Raw genomic sequence first — 19,772 nt, forward strand, 5'->3', positions numbered from 1 at the left:
AGCCGCCGTCACCGGCGCGGGCGCCGCCGCCTCGGCAAAGGCCGGCGCAACCGGAGGAAGGACGAGAGCCGTCACCAACCCTGAGACAAGGCTCAACCGCAGCAGCCGCACCAAACGGCCCCGCACCCAAGCCACCAACGCATATTCCATGCCCGCCCCCGGACAACGACCGCTCACCCGAGCAAGCGATCCCCGTTCACATTCTGCAAATTAAAGTTGTTATGGATAACATAACATAGGAGAGAATTGGCCTGTCAACTGATCGCCTCCCGATGGCGTTTTGCCTGGAAGACGGGGCCCCAAAGATCATGCGGCATCACTTCTCATAAAGTGACCACAACTAATTGAAGCGGCCCGAGACGAGGCCCTCCAATTCAACTCACTGTTGCGCACATGTAACACTATATAAGAATTAACTCCGGATCGTCTAACGGCAATTGTGGTGTTGTTATTTTTTAAGCACATCAAAACGCAAGTTAATCGCCTGGCCGGCAGGTGATTCGACCTCGAAATTGCAATCTGAATCGGTTTACCAAACGCAGGCCCACCACAACCGCTGAATAGATTGGCTTTAGTGGGCCTAAAGCTATTCAAATACAGAGAAAAGAAGCGTTATCGAGGAAAAACAGATCTTTTAGATCCTTTTAAGCATGGTCACTTGGTGAAATACTTCAGGGCAGCACAGAAAAATGTATAAATTCAGGCTCGAAAAACTGAATGTAATCCGATCAAGGCATCGCGCCGAGGTGGAGTTTTCACAAATCCGATGCCTGCCCGTGCCTCAACGGCGTTCCAAGCGACTGTTGCCTCTCCTCGCCATGGTGTCTGCCACCCTCCTCATCGGATGTTCGATAAACACGCTTTCAGGTTCTTCAGCGTTCGCGGACATCATGCAGGTTGACGGGGCCGTCGATGGCTCAACACCGATCTCCAAGACGCCGTTCCCAATCCTTCCCATCAATACGCTGATAACGAAATTCACTTCGTACGATGGTCCTTTCCCGTATGTTCTGGGAACCTTTACTGTCAATCGTACGGGATCGTATCTGTTTACATTGGCGACACCGTCAGTGGAAAACGGAATTTATCTCCTGAACGGAATGTTCTCGCCGTCATCCGCCGGCACACCGTCGACGGATTTGTCAAAATTTTTCGCGTTCTCTCAGAATCTCGGCTTCTCGACGATCGGCATAGGACTCAAGGCCGGAGTTCAGTATTCGTATCTTGCAATCTTTAGTCCCGGCAGCTCTCCTTTCACCTTCACCTTGAAAGGGCCCGCGTGCATTGCGCTCGGCAGCGACAACTGTTGGATCGATGCATCCAAACCCTTTTTCACCGAAACAGATGGCGAAGCCGAAGGGGAAGTCATCGTCTTCGATGGCGGCACTCTTTCCCCCTCGACCACCACTGTACTGACACAGCCAGTGACACTCCGTGCCTCTGGCGGGGTTATTGATGCGACAAGCGCCACGTCCGTGACCTTGTCGGGGGACATTTCCGGCGCGGGTCACCTCGCCATCAAAGGCGGAAATACAGTCGTTCTTACGGGAACCAATACCTACACTGGCGGCACGACAATATCGGCGAGCACCGTCATCGGATCTGCGACGAGCTTCGGCACCGGGCGCATTCGCAACGATGGCGTATTGATTTTCGATCAAACCGCTGATGGAACGCTGTCGAATGTCATGCTCGGTACTGGGTCCCTGACCAAACGAGGCAAAGGTCGGCTTGAGTTATCGGGCAAGAGCTCCCTTCTAGGGCCGACCAAGATCGAAGCAGGAGAGTTAGCGGTAAATGGCGCTCTCCGCGGCTCGATCATAACAGTTGCCAAAGGTGCGCAACTTTCGGGCGATGGCGTCATAGAGGGGTTCGTCGCACAAGCCGGATCGACGATCTCGCCCGGCAACTCGATCGGCAAACTCACCACTAGAGGCGACGTTCGATTGCAGCGAGGCTCGACTTACCATGTTGAACTGGGTGATTACGGCCAATCGGATTTGATCTCGGCAGCCGGTACGATCACGCTGTTGAAAGCCAAACTGAAACTGACCCTGTCGGAGAACGGAGAATACCAGACGTCCGTCCCGTATAAAATTCTCACATCGAAGAGCGGCATTAGAGGTCGTTTCGGCGCGACGAATGAGGGGTCGTTTGCGTTTGTGACTCCGACTTTGCAGTATGCGGCCAAGGATGTCTTTGTGACTCTGGAGCGGAAATCCGGTTTCCCAGGCTTGACCTTCGCCTCGGTGGGGCTGACGAAAAATCAGATCAACACCGCAAATGCCGTCGAAGCTCTCGGGGAAGGAAATAGACTTTTCAACACCGTACTGGTGACCAACGTTTCAGACGCGCGGAAAGCCTTCGACAGCCTCTCGGGGGAAGTCCATGGCTCCAGCGTGATAAGCTCGTATGACAATGCCAGGGTGGTGCGCGACACACTGCTCTCACACCTGCGTCAGCCTAGCGGAACGAGCGCTGGTAAGGCCGATGCCTCGGCCTCTTCTATCGAATTGTGGGGCGAGGGCTTCGGGTCCTGGGGCAGAGTACGTTCAAACGGCAACGCAGCATCGCTTGACGCATCCATCGGCGGGTTCATTTTGGGGGCGGAGACGCTAGTCAATCAAAACTATCGCCTCGGCTTTGCTGGCGGCCTTACCCGCAACAGTTTCGATATCGATGCCCGTAGCTCTTCGGGGTCCAACGAGGCAATTTTCGGCACATTTTACGGCACCGGAAAATGGGATGCTATCAACCTGCGCCTAGGTGCGGCTTACGCCCATAACGATATCGATACGGCGCGCTCAGTGACTTACCCGGGCTTCGACGATGTCGCCAAAGCCTCGATCGACGGAGCGTCTCTTCAGGCTTTCGGGGAATTGGGTTACCGCTTCGCTTGGGATCGCGTGCAGATCGAGCCTTTCATCGGCGCTTCGGTGATGAAACTTGAAGCCGACCGTTTTTTTGAAAGCGGTGGTGCAGCGGCCCTCCTCGGCAGAAGTCGAACCTACGAACTGGGAACCAGCACTCTGGCTTTGCAGGCAGAGATGCAGTTGAGCGACAATCTTCCCCTCATCGCACGCGGCATGATTGGATGGCGAAGGACTTACGGCGAGGTAACCCCTTCGGCATTGCTGGTTTTTCCGGGCGCGGGCTCGACCTTCAGCGTGTCAGGATTGCTTATCGACCGCGATGCGCTCGTGGCGGAAGCCGGGCTCGATTGGAAAGCCACCTCAGATATCAGCCTGGGTGCATCCTATAGCGGCCAGATCGGCTCCCAGGCGCAGGATCACGCCTTCAAAGGGAACTTCATTTGGAAATTCTGAAGGCAGAGGGGGCCAGCCAAAGTGAGAAACCTGCTTGCACGGTTGGGCGAGTCCGCAGTCATGCCGAGTGAGCTGCCATTATTGGCGGTGTTCGCCGCATATCTAGTTACCGTTCTTCTCGTGAGCGCCGTCATCGACGCTCGGCATTTCATCATTCCCAATACGGCCAACGCAGCGAATCTCGCGGGGGCACTTGCATTCGCCTTCGTAATGCCTCAATCCACCCTGGCTTCGGCGCTTCTCGGGGGCCTAATTGGCGGAGGTGCCTTCGTTGCCCTCGCCGCTGCATTCAGACGCATCAGGCGGTATGACGGCCTGGGGCTTGGCGATGCCAAGTTCATGCTCGGCGCAGGTGCTTGGGTCGGATGGCAGGGCTTGGCGCCGTTGGTCTTTGTCGCGTCTTCGTCCGCCCTGGTCTACGTCGCCCTGCGTCGTAAAATGGGCGAAGGCTTCGATCCACAGGCGAAAATCCCGTTCGCTCCCTTCCTTTGCGCGGCAACACTAACGGTCTGGTCGCTTCAGATTTTCGGATATGCGCCATGGCTGGGCTAGACCGTATGCTCGACGCGACGGGGAGCTTAGAGCTGCTTGAGAAGCCCGCCCAAGCGGTGGAGACAGTCATCAGGATCCTAATCGATGATGAGGTCCTAACAACTCAAGCGCTAGCGCGCGGCCGGCGCGCCGCCGAACAAAGCCTGGAGCGGCTGGATCTGGTCCTCAATAAACTTGGCTTGGTCTCCGATCACGCGCTTGCAGCGGCATGGTCTGCGGTAACTGGGCTTCCGATTGCTGAACCGACTGCATATCCGCCTCATGTTCTGCTTGGCGAAACGCTTGAGCCCGGTTTCCTCGCGCACGCGCGCGCTCTCCCATTGAAGGTCGATGGCGACAGGCTCGAATTGGCCGTCGTCGATGCCGTTGATCACTTTACACCCGCGGCGATTGCCGCAAAGACCGGACTGAGTGTTTCTTGCAAGCTAGCGCGGCCCGGCGAGTTTTCTGCCGCTTTCGAGCGGCTCTACGGCGCTGTCGGCTCAGCCGATAGTGACGAAATCTCTCTCGGCGCCGATGCGGCGCTCACTCATGACGTCGAGAGATTGCGGGATCTCGCGAGCGATGCCCCCGTTGTTCGGATGGTCAACGGATTAATCGACCGGGCCATTGAAGTTGGAGCGTCCGACCTGCACATCTCTGCGGCCCGCGCCGGCCTGCGGGTTCGTTACAGAATTGATGGAATCCTGCGGGATGTTGAGCCCCCACCGGGCCAATTTCATGCAGCGGTCATTTCTCGTCTTAAGATTATGGCTGGTCTTGATATCGCCGAACGACGGCTTCCTCAGGACGGGCGTATCCGCATCGCATGGCGCGGCAGAGAGATCGATCTGCGCATCGCGACGATGCCTCACCTGAATGGCGAGGGTGCTGTTTTGCGCGTGCTTGATCGCTCCGCTGTTTCGCTCGACTTTGAGGCACTCGGGTTCTCAGCTTCCTTGATCGCCTCTTTTCATAGAATCCTTTCCGAGCCCCATGGGATATTCCTCGTCACCGGCCCAACGGGATCCGGTAAAACGACAACGCTTTACGCTGCTCTCCAAGCCATCGCATCTCCAGAGCGGAACATCGTCACTGTGGAAGACCCGACCGAGTACCAGCTCGAAGGCGTCAACCAGATCCAAGTCAACCGCAAGATCGGCCTCGACTTCGCCAGTGCCCTTAGAGCCGTGCTACGCCAGGATCCTGACGTGATCATGGTCGGTGAAATTCGCGACCGAGAAACGGCTATCGTTGCGAACCAAGCTGCATTGACTGGCCATTTAGTGCTCGCGACGGTCCACACGAACACGGCTGTCGCCGCCCTCCCACGGCTCGTCGATATGGGAGTCGAGCCCTACCTTCTTGCCTCAACGATCAAAGGCAGCATGGCCCAGCGTCTCGTGCGTAGGCTCTGCCCCCACTGCCGCCGCTCTGCCCGGCCAGAGCCATGGCACCAAGGTCTTTGGCGCGGCCGATCCACCTCCTTACAGACTTGTCACTACGCGGTCGGATGCGAGCGTTGTCAGGGAACCGGGTACATCGGGCGGATTGCGATTGCCGAGAGCATGCCTATGACCGACGCAATCAAAGGCAAGCTCCTGGAAAAGGCTGACGAACGCGAACTCGCAGCGACTGCGCAATCCGCCGGTATGATGTCGATGGTCGAAGACGGACTGTCGAAGGTCGCTGCTGGGCTAACCAGCGTCGACGAACTCCTGCGCGCAGTTGGAGCATCGTGATGCGCTTTCGGTACGTGGCCGTGACCCTGGCAAACGAACGTCACATCGGTTGGGTCGAAGCGCCATCGCCGGAGGCGGCGGCCGCCGAATTACGGCTCAAAGGCCTCGTGACTATTCGCCTGGAAAAGGCGTCCGCTTTTGCTTCGATCTGGACATCCCTCAATCGAGAAGTCTCATTTCGACCGCCCTTGACCGCAAGCGACCTAGCTAATCTTTCCCAAGAATGGGCGGGCCTTGTCGAAGCAGGGATCAGCGTAGAGGAATCCCTTGGCTTCCTGCAATCATCTTGCAAACCCTCCGGTCGTAACGTCCTCGCGCGCGTCCGTGAGGAGGTGAAAGAAGGTTCGACACTCCACGAGGCTTTGGCACACCGTCCGGACTGCTTTCCTTTGACCTACGTAACGCTTGTTCAAGCGGGAGAAACAGCTGGATCGCTCGGTTCAACGCTCAGGCGCCTGGCGGATGATCTCGCGTCGCAACGGAGTATCCTGGAAGATATCCGCAACGCGCTTTTGTATCCCGCATTCCTGCTCATTACAGCCGTCATTGGGATTTCTACCCTCTTGGTCGTAGTCGTTCCCAATTTGGAGAATCTTTTTGGAACTCGGAGCCACGAGACCCTGCCCACCGCAACGCGCCTGGTTATCGCTACAAGCCACCTTCTCCGGGAGGGAGGGATCGCGATCTTGATCAGTCTGAGCGTTCTCGCTTTCGGTCTAGCAATGGCTGCCCGGACGGACAGCGGCCGTCTGGCAATCCACCGCGGCCTTCTCAAAACGCCCGTCGTCGGTTTCCTCGTCCTCATCATCGAAACAGGACGGTTCACACGGTCCCTCGGGGCTCTCTTGAAGGGCGGCGTAACCGTATCGCGCGCCATGCCAATCGCCATCCGTACGGTAGCCAATCAAGCTCTGCGAACACGCCATGAGCGCGCCCACGCGCTGATCCTGACAGGCAGTGGCGTTGGTGATGCGCTCGCAGAAGCCGATGCCATGTCAGCCGACGCAATCGGGTTGATCCGCATGGGTGAAAGGACTGGCCAACTTGATGCAAGTCTCGAAAGAATTGCGGTCCTTTACGAGGGACGTGCCACACGGCGCCTTAAAGCCCTGACCACAGTACTGACGCCTGTCCTGACGATTGGGTTTGGCCTTCTCGCCGGCGTGATCATCTACGCCATGCTCTCCACAATTCTCAGCATTAACGACCTGGCTTCTCAATGACGATAAGAACTGCTCATCCAGCCCTCAACATGCCGATACGCCGCGGGTTTAAAGCGCTCAGGGACAACGAAAATGGTATGACCCTGCTTGAGATCCTCATCGTCATGGTAATCTTGGGATTGTTGGCGACACTCGGATCGATTCAACTCATGGGCTACCTTGGCCGCGCGAAGTCAGACACAGCGCGCCTGCAACTACAGGAGTTGATGACAGCCCTCGACTTGTATCGCATTGACGTCGGTCGCCTGCCGACGACGGCCGAAGGGTTGACAGCCTTGGCTGATAAACCTCCCGGCACGGAAAGGTGGCGAGGCCCCTACTTGCGTAGCAAGGCCATCCTTACCGATCCATGGCGCCGGCCATATCGTTATCAATCGCCTGGCATTCGCGCGGAATACGATCTCTTCAGCTTCGGGGCCGACGGATTAGCGGGCGGCGATAATGAGAACCGCGATGTCGCGAACTGGAACGAATAGCGACGCCGGGCTTACGCTGCTCGAAGTTCTTGTCGTGATGGCGATCCTTTCCCTGGCGAGTATAATCATCGCAGTCTCACTTCCGCAGGCTAATGAGCGATCGAAGCTGGCCCATATGGAATCGCAAATCCTTGGTGTACTCGCCGATGCGCAGGCAGGGGCACGCCGTTCGGCGTCTGTCCGCCGCGTCGTCTTCGAACTTGATGAACGCCGCTTTAAAATAGATGGCGAACCGATGTGGCACCCAATTCCGGAAGGCGTTGACCTCTCCATCGTGTCAGCACAAGAACTCGGTACGTCGCGCCGCGCAGTCGTGATGTTTCTTTCCGACGGAACGAGTTCAGGCGCTGAGTTCAGCTTGGTAAGCGGCGTATACGCTATCAAGCATCGTGTCGATTGGCTCAGCGGGAGGGTTCGAAATGCCCCTCAATAGCCAGCAGCAATCCGGTTTCACCGTCATGGAGGCGTTGGTTGCGCTCGCAATCTTGACCGGCTTGACGGCCTCGGTTCTATCACTCATGGCGACAAACCATGCCGCGCAGATCCAAAGCCGCGCACATTTAACTGCAGCCATTCAAGCCCGCGCGCTCATCGAACGCGTGGGGCGTGATATTCCCCTCAAGACCGGGACTGTAACTGGAATTTCTGGCGGCGGTCGACCATGGTCCATCACCATTCAAAATTTCACCGATAAGACCGAACCGCCAAATCCAAGAATCCATCCTCTCTTTGAGATCGCCGTGAATGTGAGTTCAGCAGAAAATGTAAAAGCCTCTGAGTTGCGCACAATCATAAGAGACGCGCATGACTGAGCGATATGATCACGCCGATGGGTTTGCGCTTGTCGACGTCCTCGTAGCGCTCACTATCGCAGGTTTGGCGACCTCGATTTTGGTCGGCCTCGTTGCTTTCGCTGACCGCACAAAACAGAATATCCGCGAAGAAGCGCAACTGACCGAAGATATTACCGCCATTGACGCGGTCTTACGAACTCTCGCCGAAGAACCAACTTCGATGTCTGCGACGGAAACCAATCGTCCTCATGGCGACCCAACTGAGTTCAGCGTTCCGACAACGGGACCTCGCATCTTGAATCAATCACAACCTGTGCTGTTCAAACTGAGAAGTGAGGACATCGACGCTCAAAGAAGGATCGTTCTGATCTGGCGCGATGCGGCCACGGGACAGGAGCGGCTCGAAGGCTTGAGCAGTTTGTTCAAGTCCGCGACGTTCTCATATTTCGGACAACGCAGCGGATCGGAGGATCACGCCTGGTACCCGAGTTGGCGTCCAAACTCTGGTCGCCTCGAAGCAGTCAGGCTAACGCTTTCCGCGGCATCTCTGCACAATGAGATTGAGCTTATCGTTCCGTTGCGGGGAGACGTTCCGCTCGATTGCTTGCGGAAACCGCACCAAGCCGCTTGCTTCTGGATGCTCCAATGAAAGCGCAAAAGCTCGTTTCGAAGATTTGGACGCGGACCGTCCGTGCCTTCCATTGGTGGCGCGGAGAAATGTATTCAACCTTGCCATCCGGGATGGTTGCCGCTCTCACAAGAAACAGCAGCCGAATTGTCATTCATTTCAGTGATCGGAACTTCAGGGTTCAGGTAGTTTCCGCCCAAATGGCTGTTCTATCAGAGGCGCCATCGCCGATTGAAAAAAAGAACGGCCTATCGCTGGGTTGGCCCCCGACCCTACACGCATTCGCTTTTGGTCATTTGGTGGACTTGAGGGTTCCTGAATCCTGTATGCTGCGGCAGACTATCACCCTGCCACGTGCTGCGATGGAAAATCTTCAAGGTGCAATCGCCTTCGGATTGCCGACCTGGAGCCCGTTTACTCGCGACGAGGTCTATGTCGCGACGCGGGTCGCGGCCTCCGATGCGCAGCGGATCACAGTAGACCTGCGCTATGCCGTGCGAGACCATCTGCATTCATTGATCCAACAAGCCCATGATGCGGGCCTCGCGCCAGACCGGCTGATTTTTGATCAAGCGGGGGATTGGGCAACAATCATCAATCCAGAGAAAGGCAGGCGTATCATTGGGCGCAGGAGGATCGATGCAGGTCTGGCTTGCGTTGCCGGTTTCCTAGTCGTAGCACTTGCCGCCAGCGTGCTTTGGCAGCAATCCAAGGAGCTCGCCGCATACGAACATGCTGTGCGAGAAGAACTGGCCGCTCTAAAGAAGGCGGAGGGCGAACGACAAACCCGTGAGGCTCTGGCGATGAGCTACATGACTGTGGCTCGCCGGCGAGATGCCCGACCGAGAATGACTGAAGTCGTGGCCGCCATCGGTGAGAAGCTCCCTCCGTCTACTGCACTTGCGAGCATCGAGATCAACTCGGACGGAGGGAAAATGGACGTCATCGGATCCCCCGGATCCAATCTTCTCGATATCCTGCGAGACGTCGCAGTGATTTCCAATCCGAGAGCAGACAACCCGATACCGAACCAACCTCAAAGCATTTCATTTGGAATTCTCGGAGCGACACCATGACCCGAGCAACAGTTTCGCGGTGGGGTGCGCTTGCGATCACTGTCGCAGGCCTGGGGGTATTTGCAATGGGTGTGATATGGCCATTCGTCGACACTTTTCTTGAACAACGCGCGGGCATTCTCGCCCAAAAAAATCGCCTTGGAGATCTCGTCCGGCGTCGACTTGACCATACTGCCGCAACGGCCGTTCCGGTCATGCGGACAGGCCTTCTTTCAGCATCGTCCGACGAAGAGGCGGCAAGTCGCCTGGGCGCTCATGTGCGTGCCATTCTTCAGGCGAGAGGGGGAGAAGCCGAAGTCGTCCGCGTTATCGCGACGACAAAGGAAGCCGGCCTCTCAACCCTTCGAGCGACTATCACCGGCCGCGCGCCAGAAAACGAGGTTCTGGAGATTCTTCACATCCTTGAGACGGAGTCTCCCACTCTCTTTTTCGATACGATCCAACTGCGCAGACTCGAGTCCGACTTCCCTGCGTCTGAGGTAGGCTGGATCGCGCTGACTGGAATCATCCACGTCTATCTAGAGCGCCCCATAGAGCCTGGGAGCAAACCATGAGCAAAAGACGCACCGTCCTTCTTGCGTTGAACATCGCATTGGCTGCGGCTGTCAGTCTGTCTATATCGTTACCGGAGCCGCTTCTTTCGTATTCGACGGGCGAGTCGCGAGCCGCTGGTGTACAATTGGAGGCGCCGGTCGTGCGGCAAACACCGCCCCCTTCTCTCGACCGGCCGGTCTTTCGTACGGCTTTCGTTGCGGCCAGTGCACCTGCAGGCGAGATAGCGATGCCCGAGATCCGGCTGGTTGGAGTTCTTTTGGCGGAAGATGCTCGGATTGCGTTTATCGAGCAGGCCGGCGCCTCCCTGAAGCGGGTCGGCGAAGGAGACGAGGTGGACGGATGGGCCGTCACCTCTGTCGACTCTCATGCGCTGACACTTAGCAATCAGAACAGGATCGCGGTCTACAAGCTAGATTCGGACTCCGAGCAGTGATCGTGGCTATGACCGCCAGCGATAAGGCCGAGATTTCGGAGGGAGCCGCGCAACGACTGGCGGGCTTCGTCTTGCTTTCGGTCCTCGTGGTTACGACCTTGATCTCCTTTCTCGCATTGGGAACGGCCATCACCATACGTTCGCAAATCAGAAAGGTGGATGCGGAAACCCAGTCGCTACGTGCCCGGACGCTCGCGGACGCCGGCATCACCCGTATCATCGCGGCCCTTGAGGCCTCGGATGATCCCTTGCTCGCGACCCTGCAAGCACCTCCTTATTCGACATCGTGGCGCTATGCCGATACCGAGATACACCTATCACTCGGCGCGGAGGCTGGAAAAGTCGATCTCAATACAGGCCATTCCGAACTCGTGCACAATGTCACGCGAGCAATCGTCAAGAATCGAGTTTTGGCAGAGGCAATCCTGACGCGTTGGGCCGACTTTCGCAGGCGAAAAAAGACAATAGAGGCTGTCGACATACTCCTCGCACCCCAGGATCGTTTTACGGACGTAAGCAACGATCTTGAAAAAGCATTCACCACGTTCTCCGGAGCGAGCGGGATCGATCCCCTCGCGGCGCCGGAGATCGTGCTACGTCATGTCCCTGGGATACGGGACGACGATCTCGCTATTTTCGATGTTTCCCGACGTGGGATTGATCTCAAAGATTTCGACGCTGCGAAAGCTCGGTATCGCCCGATGTTGGATGGCGCGCGACCTCTCTATCGCCTGCGCACAGTGGTCTCGCTGGCGAGTGGGGCAACCGCGCGCCGAGAGGCTCTTGTCGCCAAGAACGCCGACACCGGAAAAATCCGAATCATTTTCTGGCGCGACACAGCGGAAGGTACGCCGCGTTGACCGGCGGGTGCCAGACGGGACACGTTGCACTTCGCCCCCCTTCCAGCTGGGCAGGTATCGAAATAGGCCACTCATCTGCGATTGAGCGGACCAGACATCCATAGTCACGCAACGGAACCTTTGGCGGACCTGAACCCTAATTCTGTGGATGACCAAATTCCTGTTCCTGCGGCTACCGGCACGCTGTTGTAAGGATATTTTAATACAATTTAGAGCTTCGCCGGGGCGTCCTGTTATGAAGAGTAAGATCGTGACCATGCTTATCGTGCTGGTCACTTGTGGTTGCACGGCATCTTCTGGATCAAAGGGCGTTAACGACAACCGGACAAGCGTTCTCGGCGGAACAGCGGCTTACCTAACTTCGGGCCGCCCTGAGCGAGGAACTTCCGACGCGCTCGCCTCGGATCAAACAGATCGGAGGCGCGGTTTCACAGATATCGGCACACAGCCCGCAACTCCGTCAGAGCACGCCGCTGCGGATCAAGTGCAAGTGAGCGACGATGGCGCAAAAGTCACATTGAACTTTGTCAATGTCGAGATTCAGTCCTTTGTGCGAGTTGTGTTCGACGAAATTCTGAGGGAGAACGTTGTCGTTGATCCTGAGCTGACCGGGCGAGTGACCGTACGCACGACGGATCCCGTGTCGCGCGGCATGGCCGTCAACCTCGTGCGGAATGTACTCCAGTTGAACGGCGGCGCCCTCACCAAGAACGGCGGCATGTTCCGGGTCTCTGCGCGCGGCTCTGGCAACAACCGCGGCCAATTCGGCGAAAACATCCGTGTTGTTCCCGTCCGATATCTGAACCCTGATCAGGCACGTGCCGCGCTGCAGCCTTTCTCAAATTCAGGCACTGAGATCACCGCGAGCAACGAGGGCCGATATCTTATCATCTCTGGAGCTCCTGCTGATCTCGATTCTCTGGCACAGGTTCTTCAGTCTCTCGACATAGATCAAATGCGAGGCATGTCATTCGCGCTTATTCCCCTGAAGGATGCCAATGCCACCTCTGTTGCAACGGAACTTGGCCAGATGTTCGGGCAAGGGAGTTCCCCAAGCCTGAAAGCGCTGCCGATTCAGAGGATGAACGCGGTGCTTTTAATGACGAGCGCTCCCCAAACGTTGGAGCGTGCCAAAACCTGGATCTCTCAACTTGACCTTGCAGGCAGCGACACGAGGCAAGTCCGCGTTTTTCCGGTTCAAAATCGGCGTGCCACGGATGTAGCCCAAATGCTGAACGGAATCCTTGGAGCCAAGGGAGACCGTCCAGCGAAACCCGACAATGCCCCGACCGCCCCGTCGTTGACGCCGGGTGCCGCCCAGACGGATTCCGCCGTGGCACGGCTACAGCAGGCGAACATTACATCGGCGTCGGCACAGCCGAATCCCGAGAGTGAGACCGCGTCTGGGGGGATCCAGGGCATACAAGTTCGCGCTGATTCCTCTACCAATTCGCTCGTGGTCATGGCTCAACCGGAGCACTACCGCCTTATCGAGGCGACAATCCGGCGCCTGGATGTTCTGCCGACACAGGTTCTAGTCGAGGCGACGATCGCCGAGGTCTCGCTCAACGATGCCCTCCGTTATGGCGTTCGCTGGTATTTCCAAAAAGGAAACCACGCTATTTCGCTTAATGATGCAGGAGCAAAACCGGGTTCGCAGCTTCTCGCGGGCTTCAACTATGTTTTCAGCGTTCCCAACGGAGAGCTTGTAGTCAACGCGCTGGAGCAGGTCACGAATCTCGAAGTGATCTCTTCTCCCGCGTTGACCGTGCTGGACAACGAGACTGCGACCCTTAAGGTCGGTGACCAGGTGCCAATCGCGACCCGCTCTGCTCGGACCGTCACGACCCCTGACGCCCCGATTGTCAACGATATAGAAATGAAAGATACGGGCATCATTCTATCGGTGACGCCCCGCGTGAACTCGAGCGGTCTCGTCATGCTCGACATCAGCCAGGAAGTCAGCGACGTCGTCCCGACGGCCAGCTCCAGCATCGACTCCCCGACGATCCGGCAGCGTAAGATCAACAGCTCCGTCGCGGTTCAAAGTGGCTCAGAGATTATTCTCGGCGGCCTCATCTCCTCCAATCGCCAGCAAGGCAGCCAAGGCATTCCGCTCCTGAAGGACATCCCTCTCCTCGGCGCGGCATTCACGAACAACGCCGCTCAAGAACAGCGCCGAACCGAGTTGCTTATTATCATTCGGCCAACGGTCATCGCGAACCGCATGGACGTCACCCGCGTCACGGAAGAAATCAAGGCTGGAATGGCCGGGATCTCAAAGGCTCTCGCCCGCTGACTAAGACCACCGCCAATAGGACATCGTCAGCGAAGCTCGCGCAAGAGTTGCGATTTCGCGACATTTAACGTTATACTATTTTTCATCAACGATGTCGGCTCTCCACGCTGATCGCGAGCACAGCTCGCAACCTGGATCGGCCGCACAATCTGGAGAGAGTACACGCAATGGAAAAGAACGCTGAACATTTGCAGAGCGTCGCAACGGCAGGCTCCGACGACACCGACTTGTTCCCGGTCACCGCGAATGACCTCATTGATGCGGTGTTAGATGGCAAAGCAGGCATCGACACGCTCCAGTTGATCGACGGTGGGACCTTCGATCTAAGAACGACGCAGGTGTTCAAGAGCATCGAGATTATCGTCGGATCCGATGCTGATGACACGGTCGTTATTGATGCGGCGCAGCTCGGGGATGTCCTCACTATCGATGGGGGTCGCGGCTCGAACAAGCTGCAGATGCACGGAGATCAATTCGATCTGACCGGAAAAGTCCTCACCGGCTTCGAGGAAATCATCCTCGAAGGTGCATCATGGGGTATGGATGTTTCGCTGTCCGACAAGGGGACCGCTCTCCTCTTTCGTGCCCTTGGTGAAGGATCCAACATTCTCACACTTGAGAGTGCAGAAGCCTTCACGACGGCAGAGTTAAATGATCTCTATGCGCGCGGTTTCAATACCGTGGTCGATTCCGATGGGGTCCACCACAATTGGGCTCCGATAGTCGACAAGCTCAGCGACTCTGTTCTCGTCGCCCCAGGATCAACGGTAGGGCTGGATAAAGACGGTGATGCCACCGTATCCGATGAGGCAGAGACACTTGCCTCTCTCAGCGTTTCCCTTTCCTCGTCTCCCGGGCAAGAAGAATTCGACAGTGTCGGCATAAACAGCAGCGTAACGCTCTCAGACGGAATGGTGGTCGGCAGCGAACTCACCGTGGGTGGGAAGGTCGTCGGACAAATTTCCGCACTTTCAGAGACGGGTTTTAAGATCGATTTCAATGAAAATGCAACGAGCGAACGCGTTGCAATGATACTGCATGCTCTGACTTATACGAATTCCTCAACGGATGCGTCGTATTTCGGGCGCTGCAACGTGGTCATATCGGTTGAGGATATGAGCCACCAGACAACAGCGACCACCGTCTCCGTTCTCGTTGCACCGAATGGAACTATCGCTCTGACCGAGGCCCCGGAGACCCAGCCGGGAACAGGAGGAGACGACGTCTTCCTGGGCGACGGCTTTACTATCGCAAATGATGAATTGGATGGTGGTGACGGAATCGATACCTTCCAATCTCTCGGCGGCACGCTCGACCTGCGCCAGATCAAAAGCCTCTCCCACATCGAGATCCTGAGGGGATCGAAGACGGCATCGAACTCGATCATCGTGAATGCGAGCGTGTTGACCGACATCGATACGATTGATGGCGGAAGTACTGGAGACCATTCAAATTCTTTGCTTCTGGACGGTTCCGACGGCATGGGGGGCTCAACCACCATCGATCTACGCGACAAGATAATCATCAACGTCGGCAAAATTACTCTCACGAGCGATACCGTTGTCTCGCTGAACGATAAAGCGCTCGCACTTCACATAGATGGTCGATCCAGTTCGAACGATGAAATCATTCTTGCCGGCGATACATTCACCGTCGAGGAGCGCGCGCACCTGCTCCGGAACGGCATCGATAAGATCACCGATAGCAGCGGAACCTATGGCAATCTGGCTCCGGAAATTTTCGGTCTCGAAGGTGATTTCGTCCGCACATTCGCAGGCAGCACGATCTTCATCGATGTCGGCCGGGACACCGTGCTTAAAAGCGACGAGGATCTTCTAAAGAGCATCACCGTTACGATATCCAACGGCTACGATGAGATGTCCGATCATATCGGGATTGATGGTTTAGGCCCCATCTCACTCTCCAACGGACTCTACGCCGACAGTGATGTTCTCTTCGACGGAGAAAGGATTGGATCGGTCGCTTGGGCTCAGAATTTCGGTTTCGAGATTGTGTTTGACGGCAATGCTACCCCCGCACGTGTGCAGGAAGTGATCCGTTCTCTCACATATCGAAACGACAAACCGACAGGAGCACCGATTGGAACGCATGAGGTCACCGTTACCGTACAAGATCTAGGTGGGCTGACGGCCTCGGCGATCGTCACTATCGACGATTACGTCAACGAAAGGCCGACGCAGATTACCTTGGATCGGAACGACGTAGGCGAACTCTTCGCCAACGGCAGGACCATCGGGACGTTGAAGGCGAAGGATCCGGATCCGCTGGAGACCTTTACTTATAGCCTTGTCGACAACGCTGGTGGTCGTTTTGCGATCCAAGACGACAGACTCGTTGTCGGCAATGGCATCAAGCTGGATTACGAGCAGGCGAAATTTCATGCCATTACCGTCCGCGTAACAGATGGCGGAGGGTTGAGTTTCGACCAAAGATTCGTCGTCGAAGTTGTCGACGTCGCCGCTGAAAGAACAGCGGGATCCGCAGAAAACGATATCATCATGGGTGGCGCTGGCGCGGATACGCTGAGCGGTGGCCAAGGCAACGACACCCTTTATGGCGGATTGGGAAATGACGTGCTCTCGGGTGGAACAGGCAACGATGTTTTCGCCTTCAATACGAAGCTGAACGCGAAGGGCAATGTCGACAGAGTCACAGACTTCAACGTTAAGTTCGACTCAATCTACCTTGATAACGCAATTTTCAAAAAGCTTGGCAAGAAGGGTTCCGCCGATAAGCCGGCTAAGATCAGCAAGAATTTCTTCGTCACCGGCACTGCCGCGAAAGACAAGGACGATTACATTATCTATGACAACAAAAAGGGCGCTCTCTATTATGATGCCGACGGCAACGGAGCTGGTGCGGCTGTTCAGATCGCTACCCTCTCTAAGGGTCTCAAGCTCACTTATGCTGACTTCTTCGTAATCTGACGTGTCGAAATTTGTTCGGAAAAGAAGGCTCGGAATTGCTCCGAGCCTTCTTTTTCTCGGTGGCATCAGAAAGCTTAAGCGATCTGTCGAGTTGATTATAAAGTCAGTGAGGTCTCGGTCCGCGCCGACGCGGGTCGTCAACTCTTCTTCAGCCGCGTGCCGTCCGGTGGTCGAAGGCCGTCGTGGCGCCTGACGCCATCTCGATCTTGGTCGGACGGTTCCCCTGGTCCCAGGTGTAGCGCCGTCCGCGCCGCTCGTGAGGTTGCCGTTGGCGTCGTAAGCGTAATCGGAGGTCCCCACCTTCTCGTCGGCGCATGCGGACGCGCCGCTTTTGCCGCCGGGTAGACATACGTCGTCCCGTCGTTCGACAGCATGTTGCCGATGGCGTCGTAGGTGTAGCTGAAGGTTTTGGACACTGGCCCCGACACCGTCGCCGTCGTCAGTTCGTCGCGGGCGTTGTAGGCATACATCCTGCGGCGCTGCTAACGGCGAAACCCGCCCCTTCCCGCTGGCTTACGGTAGAGATTCGCTCTTCGTCTAATAGTTTGTCAATATTTTCTTCAAAAATTCTATGTTCTTCGTACTTATCGCGCCATGTCTGGCTTAGATAAACTATTACCTTAGCCTGCTCGTAGCTATATCCGAGATACTCAAGTCCTCTTAAAGCAAAGCCCTGCGAATAACCACTTTTGCGCAACATACGCAACAAATTCTCTATCTTAAGACCAAAAAGCACAACAACTGCGTATAAAATGCGCAAGATTATCTTATCGTACCAAATTGGGAAGGAACGATTTCGCCAATTAAACGCTATCATCTTGACCTCCCATATCCAATGCGCCCCGGATTAGCGCCCGTCACTCTTACACCAGAGAAATTAACCTCTCCCTCATATCCATAAGTGGTTTTCAGGTCATTTTCGAGTTGGCGCTGAACGGATCTAGCTTCTGCTGTACCTAATTTACCTTTGCCGGATCCAAATCCCTCACATTCATTTGTCCCTTCTCGAAAGAAACGCGCCCTTCAACGCTCACAGGTCCAGCTGGTGTTTCATAGGTTCGACTGAAATCTTTATATCCGGTATTCACTCCGGCTGCATCTTTGGTTGGCATGCCGCTCGGCGGGTTGTTTTCTTCGAGAACTCTCCGTGCGCCTGATTTTAAGGCCGCTCCCAAGATGGCGCGAGCAGCAGCGACAGCGCCGCCAGCCAAATAGCCCGAAGCCACAACTCCCGTTATGTACCCCTCCATCTGACGGTTCGCCTCATATGAGGCTATGTAAGCCTGCCGCTCTTCAGGCGTCACGTCGTCAGCTATGATACGCCCATAATCATCGGTCGTCCGAGTACGAGCGGCGAGATGAAGCGGCCGAGCGCGGGGGTCGTAATAGCGCGCGTTGAGGTAGATCAGGCCGGTATCGTCGTCGAGGCGTTCGCCGATGAAGGCTTTCGCTTCCTTGTCCGGGCCGGTGGTGATGAGCGGCGCCGTAGGGCGTGTAGAGCGTGGTCTTGTCGATGACGCCGCTGCGGTTGGTGATCGCCCGCACCGAACTCAAGTAGTCCTTGTGCAGCACCGCCACCTTCGGCAGCACGCCCAGCCCGATCTTGCGCCCGATCAGGTCATAAGTGTAGTTTCCGACGGTATCCTCATCGCGACAACCTAAACTACCTGAGCATATTCGGCTGATCAACTATTCTTTCATAGACGTAGTTGCATGCCTCTTCTTCGGACGAAAATTCCTTAATATCATATTTTCCCCCCCTTTCTGAATGATAGACAGTCCACTTCCCACGTACTTTTTCAATACATAATGCGTTTGAAGCACCGCTTACCTCGTCTCCTATCTTGACCGCATCAGGGTAACGTACCCTTTCCTTAACAAAATTGCGCAGCTCAACTATGTTCATCGCTCTATTGCCCTAATATAACCTTCGAGCCGAAGGTCCCGGAAACTCTGTTCAGTCTTAAATTGAATCCCTAACCCTCGATAACCGAATGCGGGAGCCGTAATTCCGACCTGCACATTAAACGGTTTCGTAACCTCATACTCTGTCAGTGGTCCCGCCGCAGCCTCATTTGGCGCTCGCAATGAGCGAGCGTCAAAAGGTGTCCCTGCTGGAGCACCAAAGCGACCCGTTTCTGGCCCGTAACGACTGATACGTGCGCCGCGGCCAATTTCCAAAGGCATGCTGAATCCTCCTAAAAATCCATCCGCTAAAGGCCATCCGCCGTCCCAAGGGACCGGACTCCTATCGCGTGACAGGGGAACAGTTCCCTGATACCCCGGCGGTCCGATGAACGTCGGCCCAAGCGGACCTAAAACCCGCCCAGACGGAGGCGTTTGGGGAACTTGCGGTGAGTAAGGACCTAAACCTCCCCTCATGAATGGTCCAAATCGCGCGGGAACCGGTCCTCGCATGGAGTTGAACGGCATAGGCGGTCGGACCATGGGGCCCGCTTGAGCGACGACAATAGGCTCGTCTTCAGGCTCGTCTTCGTCCGGCTGCTTCTCGGCAGCCGAGTTCTTCGAGCCACTCTTTGTGCTAGAGCCGCTTTTGCCGAAATCCTTGGAAAGATCGGTGGCACTATCAGTCAAGCCGCCGGTTTCACTGACGGAATTCCCGCTCCTGTCGCTCAAATTCACGGGATCGTTGAACGAGTACGCATAGCGGTTGGTGCCGACGCCCGGCTTGGTCGGATCGAGCGTATCGGGGGAGATGAAGCGCCCGAGCGCGGGGTCGTAATAGCGCGCGTTGAGGTAGATCAGGCCGGTATCGTCGTCGAGGCGTTCGCCGATGAAGGCCTTGGCTTCCTTGTCCGGGCCGGTGGTGATGAGCGGCGCGCCGTAGGGCGTGTAGAGCGTGGTCTTGTCGATCGTGCCG

Annotated in this window: 18 protein-coding genes; 14 read left to right on the top strand and 4 right to left on the bottom strand. The window is 56.3% G+C overall.

Annotated elements, in window-relative coordinates:
* The first annotated feature begins 803 nt into the window (after nucleotides 1–803).
* The 14 genes from HB375_RS17685 to HB375_RS18450 all read left to right on the top strand — a co-directional run bounded on the left by HB375_RS17685 (nucleotide 804) and on the right by HB375_RS18450 (nucleotide 16,891).
* Complete coding sequence (locus HB375_RS17685) at nucleotides 804–3,326, top strand: autotransporter outer membrane beta-barrel domain-containing protein (RefSeq protein WP_167674428.1); 2,523 nt, start codon at nucleotides 804–806, stop codon at nucleotides 3,324–3,326.
* A 60-nt stretch (nucleotides 3,327–3,386) separates the two neighbouring features.
* Nucleotides 3,387–3,878, top strand: coding sequence for a prepilin peptidase (locus tag HB375_RS17690; protein ID WP_167674429.1), 492 nt, complete (start codon nucleotides 3,387–3,389; stop codon nucleotides 3,876–3,878).
* A 5-nt stretch (nucleotides 3,879–3,883) separates the two neighbouring features.
* Nucleotides 3,884–5,599, top strand: coding sequence for a GspE/PulE family protein (locus tag HB375_RS17695; RefSeq protein WP_167674430.1), 1,716 nt, complete (start codon nucleotides 3,884–3,886; stop codon nucleotides 5,597–5,599).
* On the top strand, nucleotides 5,599–6,822 hold the full coding sequence (locus tag HB375_RS17700; protein ID WP_167674431.1) for a type II secretion system F family protein: 1,224 nt from the start codon (nucleotides 5,599–5,601) through the stop codon (nucleotides 6,820–6,822). Before HB375_RS17695 ends, HB375_RS17700 begins: the two co-directional genes overlap by 1 nt.
* A gap of 29 nt (nucleotides 6,823–6,851) precedes the next feature.
* Entirely contained in the window at nucleotides 6,852–7,298 is a 447-nt protein-coding gene (gspG, locus tag HB375_RS17705) for a type II secretion system major pseudopilin GspG (RefSeq protein WP_167674432.1), read from the top strand.
* Nucleotides 7,276–7,731: a prepilin-type N-terminal cleavage/methylation domain-containing protein gene (locus tag HB375_RS17710; protein ID WP_167674433.1), complete on the top strand. Its 456-nt coding sequence runs from the start codon at nucleotides 7,276–7,278 to the stop codon at nucleotides 7,729–7,731. Before gspG ends, HB375_RS17710 begins: the two co-directional genes overlap by 23 nt.
* Nucleotides 7,718–8,110: a PulJ/GspJ family protein gene (locus HB375_RS17715; RefSeq protein ID WP_167674434.1), complete on the top strand. Its 393-nt coding sequence runs from the start codon at nucleotides 7,718–7,720 to the stop codon at nucleotides 8,108–8,110. Before HB375_RS17710 ends, HB375_RS17715 begins: the two co-directional genes overlap by 14 nt.
* Complete coding sequence (locus HB375_RS17720) at nucleotides 8,103–8,741, top strand: hypothetical protein (RefSeq protein WP_167674435.1); 639 nt, start codon at nucleotides 8,103–8,105, stop codon at nucleotides 8,739–8,741. The genes HB375_RS17715 and HB375_RS17720 overlap by 8 nt, the downstream gene beginning before the upstream one ends.
* Nucleotides 8,738–9,796, top strand: coding sequence for a hypothetical protein (locus HB375_RS17725; RefSeq protein ID WP_167674436.1), 1,059 nt, complete (start codon nucleotides 8,738–8,740; stop codon nucleotides 9,794–9,796). The genes HB375_RS17720 and HB375_RS17725 overlap by 4 nt, the downstream gene beginning before the upstream one ends.
* A complete protein-coding gene (gene gspM, locus HB375_RS17730) occupies nucleotides 9,793–10,350 on the top strand; it encodes a type II secretion system protein GspM (RefSeq protein ID WP_167674437.1) in 558 nt (185 codons plus the stop codon). Before HB375_RS17725 ends, gspM begins: the two co-directional genes overlap by 4 nt.
* Nucleotides 10,347–10,784, top strand: coding sequence for a hypothetical protein (locus HB375_RS17735; protein WP_167674438.1), 438 nt, complete (start codon nucleotides 10,347–10,349; stop codon nucleotides 10,782–10,784). The genes gspM and HB375_RS17735 overlap by 4 nt, the downstream gene beginning before the upstream one ends.
* 8 nt (nucleotides 10,785–10,792) lie before the next feature.
* Nucleotides 10,793–11,644, top strand: coding sequence for a type II secretion system GspH family protein (locus HB375_RS17740; RefSeq protein WP_167674439.1), 852 nt, complete (start codon nucleotides 10,793–10,795; stop codon nucleotides 11,642–11,644).
* Between the two features lie 256 nt (nucleotides 11,645–11,900).
* Nucleotides 11,901–13,943, top strand: coding sequence for a type II secretion system secretin GspD (gene gspD / locus HB375_RS17745; RefSeq protein WP_246728582.1), 2,043 nt, complete (start codon nucleotides 11,901–11,903; stop codon nucleotides 13,941–13,943).
* Between the two features lie 167 nt (nucleotides 13,944–14,110).
* Nucleotides 14,111–16,891: a cadherin domain-containing protein gene (locus tag HB375_RS18450; protein ID WP_281409361.1), complete on the top strand. Its 2,781-nt coding sequence runs from the start codon at nucleotides 14,111–14,113 to the stop codon at nucleotides 16,889–16,891.
* A gap of 439 nt (nucleotides 16,892–17,330) precedes the next feature.
* Here HB375_RS18450 and HB375_RS17755 read toward each other — a convergent pair whose 3' ends face one another.
* The 4 genes from HB375_RS17755 to HB375_RS17770 form a co-directional block, all read right to left on the bottom strand.
* Nucleotides 17,331–17,708, bottom strand: coding sequence for a hypothetical protein (locus HB375_RS17755; RefSeq protein ID WP_167674441.1), 378 nt, complete (start codon nucleotides 17,706–17,708; stop codon nucleotides 17,331–17,333).
* A 139-nt stretch (nucleotides 17,709–17,847) separates the two neighbouring features.
* A complete protein-coding gene (locus tag HB375_RS17760; protein WP_167674442.1) occupies nucleotides 17,848–18,141 on the bottom strand; it encodes a hypothetical protein in 294 nt (97 codons plus the stop codon).
* Between the two features lie 79 nt (nucleotides 18,142–18,220).
* Complete coding sequence (locus tag HB375_RS17765) at nucleotides 18,221–18,580, bottom strand: hypothetical protein (protein ID WP_167674443.1); 360 nt, start codon at nucleotides 18,578–18,580, stop codon at nucleotides 18,221–18,223.
* 213 nt (nucleotides 18,581–18,793) lie between these two features.
* Nucleotides 18,794–19,772: RHS repeat-associated core domain-containing protein (locus HB375_RS17770; RefSeq protein WP_167674444.1), on the bottom strand; the 979-nt coding region annotated here is incomplete at its 5' end.

The organism is Microvirga terricola (assembly GCF_011777495.1).
GTDB classification, from domain to species: Bacteria; Pseudomonadota; Alphaproteobacteria; order Rhizobiales; family Beijerinckiaceae; genus Microvirga; species Microvirga terricola.